Raw genomic sequence first — 16,807 nt, forward strand, 5'->3', positions numbered from 1 at the left:
ACTCGGCCCCAGCAAAGCCGCGGTCGTGGCCGATGGCGGTCCTGCGCTGGACCGGGCTCGGGCTGCTCGGGCTCGTCCTGCTCTTCGCGTTGTTCCTGATCGGGCTCAACAGCGATGCCGGTCGGCGCTTTGTCGTCACCCAGATCGAGAAATATGAATTCGAAAACGGGATGAAGATCGGCATCGGCCGGCTCGACGGCTCGCTCTATGGCCAGATGATCGTCCGCGATTTCACGCTCTCCGATCCGAAGGGCGTCTTCCTGCGATCGCCCGAGCTTCGCGTTGACTGGCGGCCGATCCGCTATCTCGCGAACCATGTCGATATCCGATCGGCGACGGCACAGACGCTGGTGATGGAGAAGGTTCCGGCGTTCAAAGCGGTGCCCGATACCGGCGACCCGCTTCTGCCCGATCTCGACATCGACGTCGGGCTGCTCCGCGTCGACCGCTTTGTCTTCGAGCCGGCCGTGGCCGGTGAGCGACAGGTGGCGGCGCTAAGCGGCAAGGTCGCGATCGCCGATCGCCGCGCGCAGGTCAGCGCCAATGCCGAAACGATCAGCGGCGGCGGCGGGCGGGGCGACGCGCTGAAGCTCGTCCTCGATGCAGTACCCGAAGCGAACCGGCTCACGGTCGCGCTCGACCTCACCGCGCCGCAAGGCGGCGTGCTCGCGGCGATGGGCGGGTTCGAGGAACCGCTGACGGCGAAGCTTGCTGGGCGCGGCGACTGGAAGGTGTGGAACGGCAATCTTACCGCGAATCTCGGCACCGCGCCGCTCGCGCGCGTTGCGTTGACTGCGCGCGACGGCACCTTTGCCGCCAAAGGCACGGCACAGGCATCGCGGCTGCTGACCGGGCCGACGGCCGAATTGCTGGGCACTGAAACCGCGATTGACCTCACTGCCCGGCTGCAGGAGCGCAAGGCCGCGGTCGACGGCCGGCTCTCCTCGGACGCCGCGCAGCTCGGGATCAGCGGCGGGCTCGACCTCGGTACCAACCGCTTCGAGGAATTGCAGCTCGCGGCCAATATATTGAAGCCGGGCGCGATCGCGCCCGCGGTGCGCGCCAGCGGCCTACGCGCGACGGCGACGCTCGACGGCGAATTCGCGCTGCCGACGGTCGATTACCAGGCGAATGCGAGCCGCCTCGCGGTCAACGACATCATCGTCGAGCGGCTGAGCCTCGCGGGCAAGGCGCGCGTCGATGCCGACCAGATCGTGATTCCGGTCGCGGGCCGTGCCGCGCACATTCGCGGGCTCGACACCGTCGCGGGCGGGACGTTGGTGCAAGTGCGGCTCGATGGCGACCTCGCCTATGCCGACGGCCGCATCCTCAGCGACAATCTGCGCCTGCGCTCGCCGCGTATCGATGCCAAGGCAATCATCATCGCCGATCTGAACAAGGGCTTCTACACCGGCGCGATCGACGGGCGGATCAACGATTATCGCATCGAAAGCGTCGGCATCTTCGACATCGACACCGACGCCGACCTCAAGACCGCGCCGCGCGGCGGGTTCGAGATCGTCGGCAATGTCCGGGCACGTTCGACGCGGCTGTTCAACTCGGGGGTCCGCGATTTCCTCGGCGGCAATGCGACCGCGTCGAGCGCGGTGCGCTATGGCACCGATGGCGTCATCCGCTTCTCGGGCCTCCGCCTGACCGCGCCGCGCCTGCGCATCACTGGCGGGCAGGGGAGCTATGCGCCGAACGGTCAGATCCGGCTGACCGCGCGCGCGAATTCGACCGACTACGGCCCGATCGGCGTCCAGCTGGCCGGAACGATCAGCGATCCGCGCGCGGTGGTCACCGCCGACCGCCCGGGCCTCGGCATCGGGCTTGCCAACCTCGTGGCAAAGATCAACGGCGCGCCGAACGGCTATCGCCTCGCGGCGACCGGCGAGACCGACTATGGACCGCTGTCGGCCGACGTCGTGCTGCTCATGGCGACGGGCCCGCTAACGATCGACGTCGAACGCGGCGATCTCGCGGGCATCGGGTTCAACGGCCGGCTCGTGCAGAGCGAGGCCGGGCCGTTCACTGGGCAGCTCAACGCATCGGGACAGGGGCTGGGCGGACTCGTCCGGCTGAGCGCCGCGGGCGAGTATCAAGCGGCGGCGATCAACGTCCGCGCGAATGATGTCGTGCTTCCCGGGGCCGCCAATCTCGCGATTGGTTCAGCGATCGTCGATGCCGATGTGACCCTCTATGACCAGCCGCATATCGTCGCCGACATCCAGATCGCCGATACGCAGATCCGCGACTATGACATCGCCGTCGGACGGGTGAAGATCGACTATCGCAACGGCAGCGGCAAGGCGCAGGCGCTCGTCGAAGGCACCAGCGGCGTCCCCTTCCGCATTGCCGCGAATGCCGACCTGACGCCCGAACTCTGGCGCGCATCGGTGCAGGGCCGCGCGACAGGTATCAATTTCCGCACGACTTCGCCCGCGCGGATCATTCCTGGGGATGACGGATATGAATTGCTGCCGACGACGGTCAATCTCGGCCGGGGCAGCAGCGCGCGCATCGCGGGCCGGTTCGGCGACGGCATCATGCTTCAGAGCCGGCTCGAGCGCGTCAATATGGCGATCCTCAACGCGGTCTATCCCGACATGGGGCTGGGCGGCCGCGCAACGGGCAGCCTCGATTTCGAGCAGGCGAATTCCGAAAGCTTCCCCCGCGCCGACGCGCGGCTGACGATCACGGGCTTCACGCGCACCACGGCGGCGTCGGTGAGCCAACCGGTCGACGTCAATTTTGCAGGCAAGCTGCTCGCCGATGGCGGCGAGGCACGCGCGGTGATGCGCAAGCGCGGCAGCGTGATCGGGCGGGTGCAAACGTCGCTGCGGCCGCTTGGGCCCGGCGCGGGCGGCTGGACCGAGCGGCTGATGGCGGCGCCGCTCGGCGGCGGTATCCGCTACAACGGCCCCGCGGACACGCTCTACTCCTTTTTCGGTCCCGCCGATCAACATGTTGCAGGGCCGATCGCGGTCGCGGCCGATTTCAGCTGCAGTGTTGCCGACCCATGCCTCAATGGCGTGGTGCGCGGTAAAGACATGACCTATGAGAACCAGACTTACGGCACCAAGCTGACGAACATCGTCGTGGGCGGCCGCTTCACGGGCAACCGGCTGGAAATCGAGCAGCTTACAGCAAAAGCCGGCGACGGCACGGTGGCGGCAAAGGGCTTCGTCAGCCTCGCGTCGGCCGACGGCTATCCGATGAACCTCCAGGCGACGCTCGACAACGCTCGCCTTGCCCGCAGTGAAAATATCGCCGCGCGCGCGACGGGCAATCTTACGCTCGAAAAGGTCGCGGGGCAGACCGCCTTGCTGTCGGGCAGCCTGCGCCTTCCCGAAACGCGCTATCGCATCGTGCGCGAGGGCGCGGCGCAGGTGCCCGTGCTGACCGGCGTGCGGCGCAAACCGCCTGCGGGACGCCAGCGGATCAGCGGCGACGGGCTCGCTGCGGTCGGCGGCAGCCTGTTCGATCTCATTCGCCTCGACATCGCGCTGAAGGCGCCCGACGAAATCTATGTTTCCGGCATGGGGCTGGAATCCGAATGGAGCGCCGACATCGTGCTGCGCGGAACGACGCAGGCGCCGCAGGTGACCGGCGAAATCGAGCTGGTGCGCGGCACGCTCGGCTTTGCGGGCCGCTCGTTCGAGCTTCAGGAGGGGAGGGTGACCTTCCCGACCGGCGACGCGTTCGACCCCGCGATCCGCCTGATCGCCAGCGACGAGATCGAAACGGTGACGGTGACCGTCAGCGTGACCGGGCGCGCGAGCAATCCGCAGGTCGCTTTCTCTAGCGTTCCCGGCCTGCCGCAGGACGAGATCGTCTCGCGCATCCTGTTCGGCGATTCGATCACGACGCTGTCGCCGCTGCAGGCGGTGCAACTCGCGGCGTCACTCAATACGCTGAGCAGCGGCGGCGGCGGATTGAGCCCGCTCGGTGCGCTCCAGTCGGCTACGGGGATCGACCGGCTACGCGTGCTCGGGCCCGATGATACGGTCGGGCGCGGCGCCGCGCTCGCCGCGGGGCAATATATCACCAAGGACATCTATCTGGAGGTGATCACCGACGCGCGCGGCTATACCGCCACCCAGCTCGAAATCAGCCTGACGCGCGCGCTATCGCTGCTCAGCCAGGCAGGCGGTTCGGGACAGTCGAACCTCTCCATCCGCTATCGCAAGGATTATTGATGCGCGTGGCCTTCCTGCTCGTGCCGCTGCTCCTCGTCGCCGCATGCAAGGATGAGCCCGACTTCGACGCGCGCTACGACAAGGCGGCGAAGGAGATCGAAGCGCGCGCCAAGGCGATGGACGCCGACATCGCCGAATCCGAAAAAGCGGCCGCGGCTTCGGGCTTGTCAGCGCCCGCAAAGCCCGCTAACCCGCCCCCGTCATCTGGGGAGTAGCCAGCCGCCCTTCGGGGCGGGCCGCCGCGTCAACATACTTGGCCGAGAGGTCATGGTGCGGTGGAAGCGGGAGCACCGCTTGGGCGAGACCAATGGCATCGACCTCCGTCCGGGCCGGGCGGCGGGTTCGATGTCCGTTGGAATCGCAAGCCGCCCGGCCCCGGAGTAACCCATGGAAGCCCTGTTCACCTCAACCGCGGTCGTCGCGCTCGCTGAAATCGGCGACAAGACGCAGCTCCTCGCGATACTGCTCGCGACGCGTTTCAGGAGGCCCCTGCCGATCATATTGGGCATATTGGTCGCGACGCTCGCCAATCATGCGCTCGCGGCGCTGCTCGGCGCGTCCGCAGCCGCCTTTCTCGACAGCCCGGTCTTTCGCTATGCGATCGGCATCTCGTTCATCGCGATGGCGGCTTGGACGCTGATCCCCGACTCATTCGATGACGACGAGGCGCCGAAGCCGCGCTTCGGGGCGTTCCTGACCACGCTTGTCGCCTTTTTCCTCGTCGAGATGGGCGACAAGACGCAGGTGGCGACGATCGCTCTCGGCGCACAATATCACGACGTCGTCGCGGTCACCGCGGGGACGACGCTCGGCATGATGATTGCCAATGTGCCGGCGATCTTCCTTGGCAACGAACTGCTGAAACGCGTAGATTTCGCGAAGGTGCGCCTCGTCGCGGCGGGCCTGTTTTTAGCGATCGGTCTGTGGGTGCTCGCGCAGACCGCGGGCTGGTTCGGCTAGTCCGAGTTGCGCCCCGCGAGCGTGCGTTCGAAATTCCAGCTCGACGTGCACATCGCGTCGAGACCGCGCTCGGCCTTCCAACCCAGTTCGCGCGCGGCGCGGTCGGGGCTGGCGAAACAGCTTGCGACATCGCCGTCGCGGCGCGGCGCGATGCGATAGGGGATGCTCACGCCGTTCACGCGTTCGAATGCCTCGACCATATCGAGGACCGAATAGCCCTGACCGGTCCCAAGGTTCCAGATCGACAGCGGCTCTTCGCTCTTTGCAATGGCGCCCAGCGCCGCAACATGGCCCTCGGCGAGGTCGACGACGTGGATATAGTCGCGCACACCTGTGCCGTCGGGCGTGTCGTAATCGTTGCCGAACACCGACAGTTCGGCGAGCCGCCCGGCGGCAACGCGGCTGACGAAGGGCATGAGATTGTTCGGAATGCCGTTGGGATTCTCGCCGATCAGCCCGCTGTCGTGCGCGCCGACGGGGTTGAAATAGCGCAGGATCGCGATGCGCCATTCGGGATCGGCGGCGGCGACATCGGCGAGCATCTCCTCGATCATCAGCTTGGTGCGGCCATAGGGATTGGTCGCGGAAGTCGGGTGGCTCTCGTCGAGGGGCAGATATTGTGGCTGGCCATAGACGGTCGCACTCGACGAGAAGACGAGTGTCTTGGCCCCGCAATCGGCCATCGCTTCGAGCAGCGACAGGGTGCCGCGGACGTTGTTGTCGTAATATTTCATGGGCTCGGCGACCGATTCACCAACCGCCTTCAGCCCGGCGAAATGGATCACGGCCTCGATTGCATGTTCCTGCATCACCCGGCGTAGCGCGTCGCCGTCGCGGATGTCGCCGGTGATCAGCGGGACGGCGTGGCCGGTAATCGCCTCGAGTCGGTCCATCACGGCGGGGTCGCTGTTCGACAAATTATCGAAGCAGACGACGCGGTGCCCGGCCGACACCAGCGGCACCGCGACATGGCTTCCGATATAGCCGGCGCCGCCGGTGAGCAGAATATTCATGCCTTGCCTGTCTCCATTCGCGCGTTCTCGTTCGATCCGGGCCTATTCTATCGGAGTTACCCTGCCAAATCATTGCATCGCGCCTCGGCGTAACTTTCGCACCTTCTCCCGCGAACCCATGACGATGCCATCCTCCGCATCACATATTTTTCTCGAAGGGAGATAATCATGACCAATGCACTGAAACTGTCGCTCGCCGCTTCGGCCGTCCTCGCCATGGCCGCGGGCACCGCAATCGGCGGAACCGCTGTCGCCGCTGAGGGCGCCAAGGAAAAATGCTACGGCGTCGCGCTGAAGGGCAAGAATGATTGCGCCGCCGGACCGGGCACGAGCTGCGCCGGCACCTCGACCGTCGACTATCAGGGCAATGCCTGGAAGCATGTCCCTGCCGGCAGCTGCACCAAGATGGGCGGCACGCTGACCGCGCACAAGGGCAACGCCAAGCCGGTCGCCAAGAAGGGCTGACGCGCGTGACCGTTTCCCTGACTTCGCCGTTGCCCGCACGCGCCGGCATCGGGCTCAAACCGCAGCACTATGCCGATGTGCTGGCGGCGGCGGAGCAGGGAACGGCGCCCGCCTGGGCCGAAGTCCACCCCCAGAATTACTTCGGCGCGGGCGGGCCGCCGCACCGCTGGCTGACCGCGATCGCCGAGCATCTGCCGCTGAGTTTCCATTCGGTCGGGCTGTCGCTGGGATCTGCGTTGGGCGCGGACGAGGGCGAGCTCGAAGCGCTGGCGGCGCTTTGCCGCCGCTATAATCCTGCGATGGTTTCCGATCATCTGAGCTGGAGCAACGGGCCCAACGACAAGTTTCCGGACCTGCTGCCGATTCCCTATAGCCACGCGGCGCTCGATCATTTCACTGCCGAGGTCGGCCGCGTGCAGGACCGGCTGCGCCGGCGGATCCTGATCGAAAATCCCTCGCGCTATCTCGCCTATGCCGGCGACGACTGGGACGAGGTCGATTTCCTGCACGAGCTTTGCCGGCGTGGCGGCTGCGGCCTGCTGCTCGATATCAACAATGTCGAGGTTTCGGCCTTCAATCTCGGGCTCGATCCGGTGGCGTGGTTGGGCGCCTTCGACCCGCGCCATGTCGGCGAAATTCATGTCGCGGGGCATGTCGTCAAGAACGACGATATGGGCGGTACGATCGCGATCGACGATCATGGGTCGCCCGTGCGCGCGAGTTGCTGGGACCTGCTGGCCCGATTCCTCGACCGATCCGGCCCGAGGCCCGTGCTGGTCGAATGGGATAGCGAAATTCCCGATTACACGACCTTGATCGCGGAGGTGGCGAAGGCCGACGCACTGCTGCGGGCGCCCGCTTATGCTTGAGCAGGGGCAGGCGGCAATAGCTGCGACCTTGCTGCGCGGCCCCGCCCATCTGCCGCCCGACCTGTTTGCGGGAGGCGAGGCCGCCGTGCTGCGCGGCCTTCGCGTTCACGCCAACACCATATCGCACGCACGACTCGTCGCGCTCGAAGAGACGTTTCCGCGCACCCGTGCTTATCTGGGCGACGAGGAATTCAACCTTCTGTCGCACCGCTTTGTCGAAGAAGGCGGGGCGGAACGCCGGTCGTTGAACGACATCGGCGCGACCTTTGCCGAACGGCTCGCCAATCCGCGCGCCGCCGACCTCGCGCGCGTTGAATGGGCCTGGCTCGAAAGCTATCATGCAGCCGATGCACCCGCGCTGGCGCTGCCCGAACTGCTCGGCCTCGGCGAAGCCGGCCTACTAAGCCTTCCGGTCCGGCTTCACCCGGCAACGCGTGTCGTGGTGCTTGCCAGCGACGCCGCGCCGGTGGTTGATCCGGCCTTTGCGCCCGATACGCGGGCGCTGCTCGTAACGCGCCCCGACGCCGACGTCCGCCTGTTCGCGATCGAGCCCGTCGCTGTGGCGGCGCTCGGCATGGCGCAAGAAATCGCACCGATCGGTAACCTCATCGCGCATCTCGCCGAACAGCATCCCGACGGCGGCGCGGCCATCGCGGCGCTGATCGAGACCGGGGCTTTCGAAAGGGTTTGAGCGATGAACGCGATTGCGCGATTTTATGACAGGGGCGTAGCGATCGCCGGATCGCGGCTTGCCGAAGGGTTCGCACTGTTGCTGCTGCGCGTCGCACTCGCGGGCGTCTTCTGGCGATCGGGGCAGACGAAGGTGGTCGAGGGCAGTTTCCTGCAGATCGATCCGTCGCAATATGACCTGTTCCGCAGCGAATTTTCCGGATTACCGCTCGATCCCGCGATCGCGGTGCCGCTCACGGCCTTTTCCGAGCATCTGTTCCCCGCGCTGCTGCTCCTCGGCCTCGCGACGCGCGTTTCGGCGGGCGCCTTGCTCGTGATGACGCTCGTTATCCAGATTTTCGTTTTTCCCGACGCCTGGTGGCCCGTCCATTCACTGTGGGCGGCGATGGCGGCGATCCTGATCGCTCGCGGCGGCGGACTGTTCTCGCTCGACGCGCTGATTGCTAGGGTGCGCGCGAAATGAGCATCGACGAACCTTCGCTGGCGCGCTTGATGGCCGCATCGCAGCGGGGGGATCGCAGCGCCTATCGCGCGCTGCTCGTCGATTGCCGCAAATGGCTCGAACGTTATTTCGCGCGGCGGATCGCGCCGCACCATATCGACGACCTCGTGCAGGAAACGCTCGTGTCGATGCACCGCAAGCTTGCGACATGGGACAGCGGGCGGGCGTTTCTGCCGTGGCTCGCGGCGATTGCGCGTTACCGCTGGATCGACATGCTGCGTCGCCAGCGTGACGAGGCCGAACTCGGCGACAATGATGCAGCGGTCGGCGCCGAGGATGAAGCGATCCATGCGCGGCTGAGCATCGATCATCTGCTGACGCTGTTGCCGCCAAAGCAGGCGCAGGCGATCACGCTGGTCAAGATCGAAGGGGCGTCGATCGCCGAGGCATCGCAGATTTGCGGGCAGAGCGAGTCGCTCGTCAAAGTGAATATCCACCGCGGGCTCAAGAAGCTCGCCGAACTGATTGAAAGCGAATGAGATGAAGGACGCATCGATCGACGATCTGATCGACGAGCTGGCGGGGGAACTGACGCCCGTTCGCCCGCGCCGCGTCGCGCGCGGATCCGCATGGGTCGCCGCCGGCTGGGTGGCGGGCGCCGCCGCCTTGCTGCTGATCTTCGGGCTGCGCGAGGATCTCGCGGTGCGCGGAATGCCGCCCCTTTCAATGCTCGCCTTCTGGCTGACCGCCGCAACCGGCCTCGCGGCGACATGGAGCGCACTGCGCATGGGCCTACCCGGCGTCGGGCGCGATTATGGCGGCTGGCGTTGGGCCGTCGGCGCCTCGCTGTCGCTGCCGCTAGCGGCCCTCGTCGCGTGCATCACCGACGGCCATGCGGCGATGGAATCCGCGCGCCACGGCTTTGGCCTACGCTGCCTCTTGCAAGGCGTCGCATCGGGCCTCGGCGTCGGCGCGGCGCTGTTCTTCTGGCTCAAGGCCGGCGCGCCGACGTCGCCGACGCGCGCGGGCTGGGTCATCGGCATCGCCGCGGGCGCTGCGGGCGCGACGATCGTTGCGCTTCATTGCGCGAGCGATGACGTCGTCCACATCGCGCTCTGGCACGGCGCTGCCGTCCTGTTTTCGGCGTTTGCGGGGCGGCTGGTTCTGCCGCGTTTTCTACGCTGGTAGATGCGTCACCCACATCCGATCGCTTGCATACGCCGCGTCCGATCCGCGGCGGAGGCGATCCAACGCGCGCGTCCGCGTCCGCCGAGAACCTGAAAATCGTCGAAATTTGGTGAGCCCTGCTGGGTTCGAACCAGCGACCTACTGATTAAAAGTCAGTTGCTCTACCGACTGAGCTAAGGGCCCATCCGGCGCCGGAATCTCGCGGCGCGCGAAGTGAGCCGTCGCCCTAGTGCGCGGAGCCGCCCCGGTCAACCGGCTTCGGACGCGTCAGGCGCGCGGCGAGTTGGCGGATGCTGCGTCCGGTCAGCGGATGCTGCCATTCGGGGACGATCGCGCGGAGCGGGCCGAGCACAAACGCGCGGTTGGACATGGCGGGATGCGGAATCGTCAACGCCGCGTCAGACCAGACGCCCCCCGACCAGAGCAATATATCGAGATCGAGCGTGCGCGCGCTCCAGCGCTGGCCCGTGCGGCGGCCGAAATCCGCTTCGATCTCTTGCAGGCGCGCGAGCATTTCGGGCGGGCTCAGCTGTGAGGCGACGAGCGCGACGGCGTTCGCATAGCGCCGGCGCGACGGGCCGAGCGGATCGCTCGCGATGATCGGGCTCGCATCGACGGCCTCGATGTCGTCGCTTTCGAGCGCGGCGAGTGCGGCGAGCAGCACCGCACGCGGATCGCCGTAGCGCGCGTGGCGACGGTTCGAGCCGAGGCCGATGGCATAAAGGGGGAGCGGCATTGCATTGCTCATGCCCTCGCGCCTATCGCAGCCGCATGGAAATTGGTAGCCCATTGGCCGGAACCGAGCCGCCGCGCGATTGCCCGCGCTGCCCGCGTCTTGTCGCTTTGCGGCGCGAATGCCGGGCCGAGCATCCCGACTGGTGGAACGCGCCCGTCCACGCCTTCGGCGATCCCGATGCGTGGCTGGCGTTCGCGGGATTGGCGCCGGGCAAGCATGGCGCGAACCGCACCGGGCGACCGTTCACTGGCGACTATGCCGGCGACCTCTTGTTCGCAACGCTCGCCGAATTCGGGCTGAGCCGGGGGCGATATGATGCGCGGATCGACGATGGTCTGACGCTCGACGGCGCGATCATCGTCAACAGCGTCAAATGCCTGCCGCCGCAGAACAGGCCGACGCCGATGGAAATCGCAAATTGCCGGCCCTTTTTCGAGCGTCAGCTTGCGGCCTTGCCGAACGTGTGCGTGATCATCGCGCTCGGACGGATCGCCCACGATGCGACGCTGCGTGCCGCAGGCAAGCGCCTCGCCGCGTACCCTTTCGCGCATGGCGCGGTCCACGCGCTGTCCGATGGGCGGCATCTCGTCGATAGCTATCATTGCTCGCGCTACAACACGAACACCGGACGGCTGACGCCCGCGATGTTCGCCGACGTCTTCCGCACCGCGCTGGCGCTGAAGGATCAGACGAGCGGGCCGAATTCCTCGACCAGCCCGCGGTAAAGCGCGCGCTTGAACGGGACGATCAGTTTCTCGATCTCACCCAGTTCGGCCCATTTCCACGCGCGGAATTCCTGATGTTTGGTGTGGATGTTGACGTCGCTGTCCTCCCCCATGAAACGCATCAGGAACCAATGCTGGCGTTGGCCGCGATATTTTCCGCCCCACATCTTGCCGATCAGATGGTCGGGCAGGTCGTAGAAATATTCCTCGCGGCCGCGCGCAATGATCTCGACCAGTCCGCCATGAACGCCGGTTTCCTCGCCGAGTTCGCGGATCGCAGCCGTTTCGGCATCCTCGCCATCGTCGATCCCGCCTTGCGGCATCTGCCACGCCTCGCTCGAGGTATCTAGTCGCTGGCCGACGAAGATGCGGCCGTCGCGGTTGGCGAGCATGACGCCCGCGCAGGGGCGATAGGGAAGTTTGCTGTGGTCGATCATCGCGCCCCGGTAGCTTCGGCGACGATCGCCTTCAATACCGTCAATGCACCGCGAATATCTTCGCGCGCGCTCGGAATGCCCTGCGACAGGTTGATATAGCCGTGGATATTGCCCTTCGCCTCGCGATAGGTCGTCGGCACGCCGGCTTCGATCAGCTTTGCGGCATAGGCGCGGCCCTGATCGCGCAACGGGTCTAGACCCGCGGTGATCAGCAAGGTCGGCGGCAGGCCCTCGGCCGGGAAATCGAGCGGCGAGGCGCGATAGTCGGCTGGGTCGGCGGCATAATGGTTGCCGAACCACGTCATGCTGCCCTGCGTCAGCAAATGGCCCTCGCCGAAATCGCGATAGCTTTGCCAGTCGTCGTGCGTCGTCACGGCGGGATAGATGGGATGGATTGCGACGACCGGTTTCGACGCCGGCTTGTCGCGGAGCGTCAGCGCGGTGGCGATCGTCAGGTTGCCGCCGGCGCTTTCGCCCGAGAGCACGAGCCCCGTGCAGGGGATATTGTCGGCGACCCAGCGCGTCGCAGCTTCGCAATCCTCCGGCGCGGCGGGGAAGGGGTGTTCGGGCGCGAGGCGATAGTCGATTGCGATCACCGGCATGTCGAGCTGCCGCGCGGCCTCGGCGCAATAAGGATCGTGCGTGTCGAGATCGCCGATCACCCAGCCGCCGCCGTGGTAGAAGACCATCACCGGCCCCGTTTCGCGGCCCGGATGGCTATCATAGATTCGGATCGGAATATCGCCCGCTGGGCCGGGAATCGTGCGATCTTCGACCTTCGCGATCTCGCCGCGCGGAACGTCGGCGAGCTGGCCCATCACCCGGAACATCTCGCGCGCACCCGCGGGCGGCAGCTCCTCCATCTTCGGGCCTTCCTGTGCATTCAGAAAGGCAAGGAAAGCCGCCACATCGGGGCGCGCCTGCTGGGTGGTGCCGTCGGTCATTCGCGTCTCTCCCTGATCGATATTTTTGCCATGCTATTCGGTATCGGCGGAGTAAATTCAATCCCGAAATGAAACTCACCTGCGCTTCACCCTTTGCGGCGCACAATTTTTTCTCAATTGCGGCTTAGGGCGCAGAGGCCTACGCCCATGTCACAGGTTCGCAAGATTTGAGGCAGAGAAAAAAATGGCGACAGCGGTAGAGGACCGGGCCGACGGCGAGCGGCAGTCCCCCCTTTCGGATGCAGTGGTGGTGCGGTTCGCCGGCGACAGCGGCGACGGGATGCAGTTGACCGGCGGGCAATTTACCTTGTCATCGGCGCTTGCGGGTAATGATTTTGCGACCTTCCCCGATTTCCCCGCCGAAATCCGCGCGCCGCAGGGTACGCTGTTCGGTGTCTCGGCGTTTCAGATCAATTTCGGTTCATCGGCGATCGACACCGCGGGCGACGCGCCCGACGTGCTCGTCGCGATGAACCCCGCGGCGCTCAAGACCAATGTCCCACAGCTGAAACCGGGCGGGCTGATCATTGCCGACGAGGGCGAGTTCAACGACCGCAACCTCGCCAAGGCGAAATATGACGCCAACCCGCTCGACGACGGCAGCCTTGCGAAGTGGCAGCTGCTGAAACTCAACATCAGCCAGCTGACAATGGACGCGGTGAAGCCCTTTGGGCTCGGCAACAAGGAAGCGCTGCGCTGCAAGAATATGTGGACGCTGGGGCTCGCGCTCTGGATGTTCGACCGCGACCGCCAGCCGCTCGTCGACTGGCTCAACGCCAAATTCGCCAAGGCGCCCGACCTCGCGGCCGCGAACGTCGCGGCGCTCAACGCAGGGCACGCCTATGGCGAGACCGCCGAGCTCGCGGGGCCGCTGAAACAACATCATGTCGATCCGGCGCCGGTCGCGCCCGGCCTTTACCGCACGCTCACCGGCGCCGAGGGCATCGCGCTCGGCCTCGTCGCGGGCGCGCAGCTTGCCAAGCTGCCGATGTTCTTCGGCGGCTATCCGATCACTCCGGCGTCGGCGATCCTGCATCATTTGTCGCGGCTCAAGGAATATGACGTCACGACCTTCCAGGCCGAAGACGAGATCGCCGCGATCTGCTCGGCGATCGGCGCGAGCTATGGCGGTTCGCTTGGCGTCACCAGCTCGTCGGGTCCGGGCATCGCGCTGAAGGGCGAGGCAATGGGTCTCGCGATCATGACCGAGCTGCCGCTTGTCATCGTCAATTCGCAGCGCGGCGGTCCCTCGACCGGCCTGCCGACCAAGACCGAACAGTCGGACCTTTATCAGGCGGTGTACGGCCGCAACGGCGACGCACCGATGCCCGTCGTCGCCGCGCGCTCGCCCGGCGACGCGTTCGAATGCGCGATCGAGGCGGTGCGCATCGCGGTGCAATATATGACTCCGGTGATGCTGCTCACCGACGGTTATATCGCGAATGCCGCCGAACCTTGGGCGGTGCCCGACCTCACGACTTATGAAGCGTTTCCGGTCGAGTTCCTCGCCGAAGTGCCAGAGGGCGGTTTCAAGCCCTATGGCCGCGACGAAAAGCTCGCGCGCCCATGGGTCAAGCCCGGCACCCCCGGCCTGCTCCACCGCATCGGCGGGATCGAGAAGGAAGTCGACACGGGCCACATCAATTATGCGCCGGGCAATCACCAGACGATGACCGACATCCGCAAGGACAAGATCGACGGGATCAAGGTCCCCGATCAGGTCGTCGAACTCGGCGCCGAGGGTGGCAAGCTGGCGGTCGTCGGCTGGGGCTCGACCTTCGGCCCGATCCATCAGGCGGTACGCCGCCAGCGGGCACAAGGCGCCGATGTCAGCCATATCCATATTCGCCACATCTGGCCGCTGCCCGCCAATCTCGGCGAGTTGCTCAAGAGCTTTGACAAGGTGATCGTGCCCGAAATGAACACGGGACAGCTCAAGACGGTGCTACGCGACCAGTATCTGGTCGACGCCAAGCCGGTGAACAAGGTGTCGGGCCAGCCCTTCACCATCGCCGAAATCGAAGCCGCGATCGAGGGAGCCCTCTAAGATGAATGAGATGACCACCATCGCGCGCCCGACGACGCTGAAGGATTGGGAGACCGATCAGGAAGTCCGCTGGTGCCCCGGCTGCGGCGACTATGCGATCCTCAAAGCAGTGCAGCGCACGATGCCCGAGATCGGCACCGCGCCCGAGAACACCGTGTTCGTCAGCGGTATCGGCTGCTCGTCGCGTTTCCCCTATTATATGGAAACCTATGGTTTCCATACGATCCACGGCCGCGCGCCGGCATTCGCGACGGGGCTGAAGCTCGCCAATCCCGACCTCGATATCTGGATCGTTACCGGCGACGGCGATGGGCTATCGATCGGCGGCAACCACACGATGCATCTGATTCGTCGCAATCTCGATTGCCAGATCATGTTGTTCAACAACGAGATCTATGGCCTTACGAAGGGGCAATATTCGCCGACGAGCCGCGTCGGCACCACGAGCCCCTCGACCCCCTATGGCTCGGTGGATCGTCCCGCGCAGCCAGCGGCGTTCGCATTGGGAGCGGGCGCGCGTTTCGTCGCGCGCGGCTTCGACGTGTCGAAGGAATTGCCGAATGTGCTGAAAGCCGCGCATGCGCACAAGGGCGCCGCCTTTATCGAGATTTTCCAGAACTGTATCGTCTATAATAAAGATGTGTTCGAGGATTTCGCCGCGCCCAAGGGCGCCGAAGACCGCCAGCTCTGGCTGAAGCAAGGCGAGCCGATGCTCTATGCCAAGGGCACCAAAGGCATCGCGCTCGACGCCGAGGCACTGCACCTCAAGACCGTCGATGTCGTCGACGGCGATTGGGAAGCGGCGGGTGTGATCGTCCACGATGTCACCAACCGCAGCGTCGCACATATGCTCGTCGAGATGCGTTTCGGCGAATTCCCGATGGCGCTCGGCGTCCTCTACGACGATCCGCGCCCGACCTTCGAGGCCGATGTCGTGCGCCAGAACAAGGCGGCAGCGGAAGGCAAGAAGGCCGATCTGCAAGGGCTGCTCAAGAAGGGGCAGACCTGGACGGTGACCGAGGGCGGGCCCGAACTCTGATCTTGCGGCGGCTCTCCGGGTCGGGTTCATAGATTCGCATGGACAATCTGACGCATAGCCTCGTCGGCGCGCTGCTGGGCCAGATGGGGCTCAAGAAGAAGAGCGGGCTCGCGATGCCGACGCTGATCATCGCGGCGAACCTGCCCGATATCGACGCCGGCTGCGCGATCTACGGGATCGAATCGCTGGCAATGCGGCGCGGGATCACGCATGGGCCGATCGCACTGCTTGTGCTGCCGCTTATCCTCTGGGGTCTGATGCTCGCCTTTGACCGCTGGCAAACGCGGCGCGGCAAGCGGCCCGCCGAGCGCCTGCCCGTCGATAAGGGCTGGCTGCTCGCGCTTGCCTATATCGGCTGCCTCAGCCATCCGGCGCTCGACTGGCTCAACAATTACGGGATTCGCCTGCTCGAACCCTTCAGCCCACGCTGGTTCTATGGCGACAGCATTTTCATCATCGACCTGTGGATATGGATCGCGCTGGGCGCGTCGATATGTCTGTCCTTTCGTCAGGAACGACGCGGGGTGGCGGCCTGGCAATTTCCTGCGTGGATCGGCTTCACGGTGGTATGCGGATATATCTTCGCCAACGGCCTGATTACCGGCGCCGCCGAACGGATGACGTCGCGCGCGCTCGAAGCTGGCGGGTATAAGGACGCGCTGGTGGTCGCGAGCCCGCCGCCGCTCGCATTCTGGAAACGCGACATCTTCTGGCGAACCGCCGATCGTTACGGGAGCGCGAGTTTCGTGCCGGGCATCGGCGGAGAGGTCGATCTGACCGGCGCGCCGACAGGCATGGACGATCCGCGCCTCACGACCTGGGTCAGGGCCGATCCGGCGGCACGCGCGTTCCTTTTCTGGTCGCGCATGCCCGTAGCGCAAAAGGACGGCGAGGCCATCCTGCTCCGCGACCAGCGTTTCATGCACCCGCTCGCGCAAGACCGTTTTCAGGTGCGACTGACCGCGCCCGATACGGCAACCTATCCCGAATGACCGTACGTGCGTGACGTCATGGCGGCGCGCGTTTCAACCGATTGTCAGCGCGGTGCGT

Annotated in this window: 17 protein-coding genes, 1 tRNA gene and 1 riboswitch; of the genes, 13 read left to right on the forward strand and 5 right to left on the reverse strand. The window is 65.7% G+C overall.

What is annotated here, in order from left to right; translation table 11 throughout:
- The first annotated feature begins 32 nt into the window (after positions 1-32).
- From E5675_RS10170 to E5675_RS10180, 3 genes are all read left to right on the forward strand, one after another.
- The gene (locus E5675_RS10170) at positions 33-4,202 is read left to right on the forward strand and encodes a translocation/assembly module TamB domain-containing protein (RefSeq protein ID WP_247594862.1); all 4,170 of its coding nucleotides are present in this window, start codon (positions 33-35) and stop codon (positions 4,200-4,202) included.
- Positions 4,202-4,417 (forward strand): hypothetical protein, encoded by a 216-nt coding sequence (locus tag E5675_RS10175; protein ID WP_136174406.1) that lies wholly within the window; start codon positions 4,202-4,204, stop codon positions 4,415-4,417. The genes E5675_RS10170 and E5675_RS10175 overlap by 1 nt, the downstream gene beginning before the upstream one ends.
- A riboswitch (yybP-ykoY riboswitch) is annotated at positions 4,396-4,570 on the forward strand. It overlaps the preceding gene by 22 nt.
- A 19-nt stretch (positions 4,571-4,589) precedes the next feature.
- Positions 4,590-5,162 (forward strand): TMEM165/GDT1 family protein, encoded by a 573-nt coding sequence (locus E5675_RS10180; RefSeq protein ID WP_136174407.1) that lies wholly within the window; start codon positions 4,590-4,592, stop codon positions 5,160-5,162.
- Here E5675_RS10180 and galE read toward each other — a convergent pair.
- The gene (galE, locus tag E5675_RS10185; protein WP_136174408.1) at positions 5,159-6,175 is read right to left on the reverse strand and encodes a UDP-glucose 4-epimerase GalE; all 1,017 of its coding nucleotides are present in this window, start codon (positions 6,173-6,175) and stop codon (positions 5,159-5,161) included. The two genes, E5675_RS10180 and galE, sit on opposite strands and share 4 nt — an antisense overlap.
- A gap of 168 nt (positions 6,176-6,343) precedes the next feature.
- Here galE and E5675_RS10190 point away from each other — a divergent pair, with 168 nt between their 5' ends.
- The 6 genes from E5675_RS10190 to E5675_RS10215 are packed head-to-tail and all read left to right on the forward strand — an operon-like array spanning position 6,344 to position 9,829.
- Positions 6,344-6,640, forward strand: a complete 297-nt coding sequence (locus E5675_RS10190) for a DUF2282 domain-containing protein (protein WP_136174409.1) — start codon at positions 6,344-6,346, stop codon at positions 6,638-6,640.
- Between the two features lie 5 nt (positions 6,641-6,645).
- Positions 6,646-7,509: a DUF692 domain-containing protein gene (locus E5675_RS10195; RefSeq protein ID WP_247594863.1), complete on the forward strand. Its 864-nt coding sequence runs from the start codon at positions 6,646-6,648 to the stop codon at positions 7,507-7,509.
- Entirely contained in the window at positions 7,502-8,200 is a 699-nt protein-coding gene (locus E5675_RS10200; protein ID WP_136174410.1) for a putative DNA-binding domain-containing protein, read from the forward strand. Before E5675_RS10195 ends, E5675_RS10200 begins: the two co-directional genes overlap by 8 nt.
- A gap of 3 nt (positions 8,201-8,203) precedes the next feature.
- On the forward strand, positions 8,204-8,662 hold the full coding sequence (locus E5675_RS10205) for a DoxX family protein (RefSeq protein WP_136174411.1): 459 nt from the start codon (positions 8,204-8,206) through the stop codon (positions 8,660-8,662).
- Positions 8,659-9,180, forward strand: coding sequence for a sigma-70 family RNA polymerase sigma factor (locus E5675_RS10210; RefSeq protein ID WP_136174412.1), 522 nt, complete (start codon positions 8,659-8,661; stop codon positions 9,178-9,180). The genes E5675_RS10205 and E5675_RS10210 overlap by 4 nt, the downstream gene beginning before the upstream one ends.
- 1 nt (position 9,181) lies before the next feature.
- On the forward strand, positions 9,182-9,829 hold the full coding sequence (locus tag E5675_RS10215; protein ID WP_136174413.1) for a DUF1109 domain-containing protein: 648 nt from the start codon (positions 9,182-9,184) through the stop codon (positions 9,827-9,829).
- 107 nt (positions 9,830-9,936) lie between these two features.
- Here E5675_RS10215 and E5675_RS10220 read toward each other — a convergent pair.
- A tRNA-Lys gene (locus E5675_RS10220) sits at positions 9,937-10,012 on the reverse strand.
- A 43-nt stretch (positions 10,013-10,055) separates the two neighbouring features.
- Complete coding sequence (folK, locus tag E5675_RS10225) at positions 10,056-10,577, reverse strand: 2-amino-4-hydroxy-6-hydroxymethyldihydropteridine diphosphokinase (protein WP_210727641.1); 522 nt, start codon at positions 10,575-10,577, stop codon at positions 10,056-10,058.
- A 23-nt stretch (positions 10,578-10,600) separates the two neighbouring features.
- Here folK and E5675_RS10230 point away from each other — a divergent pair, with 23 nt between their 5' ends.
- A complete protein-coding gene (locus E5675_RS10230) occupies positions 10,601-11,290 on the forward strand; it encodes a uracil-DNA glycosylase (protein ID WP_136174414.1) in 690 nt (229 codons plus the stop codon).
- Here E5675_RS10230 and E5675_RS10235 read toward each other — a convergent pair.
- Positions 11,251-11,727, reverse strand: coding sequence for an RNA pyrophosphohydrolase (locus tag E5675_RS10235; protein ID WP_136174415.1), 477 nt, complete (start codon positions 11,725-11,727; stop codon positions 11,251-11,253). The two genes, E5675_RS10230 and E5675_RS10235, sit on opposite strands and share 40 nt — an antisense overlap.
- Positions 11,724-12,671: an alpha/beta hydrolase gene (locus E5675_RS10240; protein WP_136174416.1), complete on the reverse strand. Its 948-nt coding sequence runs from the start codon at positions 12,669-12,671 to the stop codon at positions 11,724-11,726. Before E5675_RS10240 ends, E5675_RS10235 begins: the two co-directional genes overlap by 4 nt.
- Before the next feature lie 184 nt (positions 12,672-12,855).
- Here E5675_RS10240 and E5675_RS10245 point away from each other — a divergent pair, with 184 nt between their 5' ends.
- The 3 genes from E5675_RS10245 to E5675_RS10255 are packed head-to-tail and all read left to right on the forward strand — an operon-like array spanning position 12,856 to position 16,749.
- Entirely contained in the window at positions 12,856-14,718 is a 1,863-nt protein-coding gene (locus tag E5675_RS10245; protein WP_136174417.1) for a 2-oxoacid:acceptor oxidoreductase subunit alpha, read from the forward strand.
- 1 nt (position 14,719) lies between these two features.
- Positions 14,720-15,757 (forward strand): 2-oxoacid:ferredoxin oxidoreductase subunit beta, encoded by a 1,038-nt coding sequence (locus E5675_RS10250; RefSeq protein ID WP_136174418.1) that lies wholly within the window; start codon positions 14,720-14,722, stop codon positions 15,755-15,757.
- A 38-nt stretch (positions 15,758-15,795) separates the two neighbouring features.
- Positions 15,796-16,749: a metal-dependent hydrolase gene (locus tag E5675_RS10255; protein ID WP_136174419.1), complete on the forward strand. Its 954-nt coding sequence runs from the start codon at positions 15,796-15,798 to the stop codon at positions 16,747-16,749.
- Positions 16,750-16,807 lie beyond the last annotated feature (58 nt).

The organism is Sphingopyxis sp. PAMC25046 (genome assembly GCF_004795895.1).
Classification (GTDB): Bacteria; Pseudomonadota; Alphaproteobacteria; order Sphingomonadales; family Sphingomonadaceae; genus Sphingopyxis.

Excerpts from the sequence above, each read along its gene's own strand:
- E5675_RS10170 (WP_247594862.1), top strand. The coding sequence starts at position 33 with ATGGCGGTCCTGCGCTGGACCGGGCTCGGGCTGCTCGGGCTCGTCCTG.
- E5675_RS10175 (WP_136174406.1), top strand. The coding sequence starts at position 4,202 with ATGCGCGTGGCCTTCCTGCTCGTGCCGCTGCTCCTCGTCGCCGCATGC.
- E5675_RS10180 (WP_136174407.1), top strand. The coding sequence starts at position 4,590 with ATGGAAGCCCTGTTCACCTCAACCGCGGTCGTCGCGCTCGCTGAAATC.
- galE (WP_136174408.1), bottom strand. The coding sequence starts at position 6,175 with ATGAATATTCTGCTCACCGGCGGCGCCGGCTATATCGGAAGCCATGTC.
- E5675_RS10190 (WP_136174409.1), top strand. The coding sequence starts at position 6,344 with ATGACCAATGCACTGAAACTGTCGCTCGCCGCTTCGGCCGTCCTCGCC.
- E5675_RS10200 (WP_136174410.1), top strand. The coding sequence starts at position 7,502 with ATGCTTGAGCAGGGGCAGGCGGCAATAGCTGCGACCTTGCTGCGCGGC.
- E5675_RS10205 (WP_136174411.1), top strand. The coding sequence starts at position 8,204 with ATGAACGCGATTGCGCGATTTTATGACAGGGGCGTAGCGATCGCCGGA.
- E5675_RS10210 (WP_136174412.1), top strand. The coding sequence starts at position 8,659 with ATGAGCATCGACGAACCTTCGCTGGCGCGCTTGATGGCCGCATCGCAG.
- E5675_RS10215 (WP_136174413.1), top strand. The coding sequence starts at position 9,182 with ATGAAGGACGCATCGATCGACGATCTGATCGACGAGCTGGCGGGGGAA.
- folK (WP_210727641.1), bottom strand. The coding sequence starts at position 10,577 with ATGAGCAATGCAATGCCGCTCCCCCTTTATGCCATCGGCCTCGGCTCG.
- E5675_RS10230 (WP_136174414.1), top strand. The coding sequence starts at position 10,601 with ATGGAAATTGGTAGCCCATTGGCCGGAACCGAGCCGCCGCGCGATTGC.
- E5675_RS10235 (WP_136174415.1), bottom strand. The coding sequence starts at position 11,727 with ATGATCGACCACAGCAAACTTCCCTATCGCCCCTGCGCGGGCGTCATG.
- E5675_RS10240 (WP_136174416.1), bottom strand. The coding sequence starts at position 12,671 with ATGACCGACGGCACCACCCAGCAGGCGCGCCCCGATGTGGCGGCTTTC.
- E5675_RS10245 (WP_136174417.1), top strand. The coding sequence starts at position 12,856 with ATGGCGACAGCGGTAGAGGACCGGGCCGACGGCGAGCGGCAGTCCCCC.
- E5675_RS10250 (WP_136174418.1), top strand. The coding sequence starts at position 14,720 with ATGAATGAGATGACCACCATCGCGCGCCCGACGACGCTGAAGGATTGG.
- E5675_RS10255 (WP_136174419.1), top strand. The coding sequence starts at position 15,796 with ATGGACAATCTGACGCATAGCCTCGTCGGCGCGCTGCTGGGCCAGATG.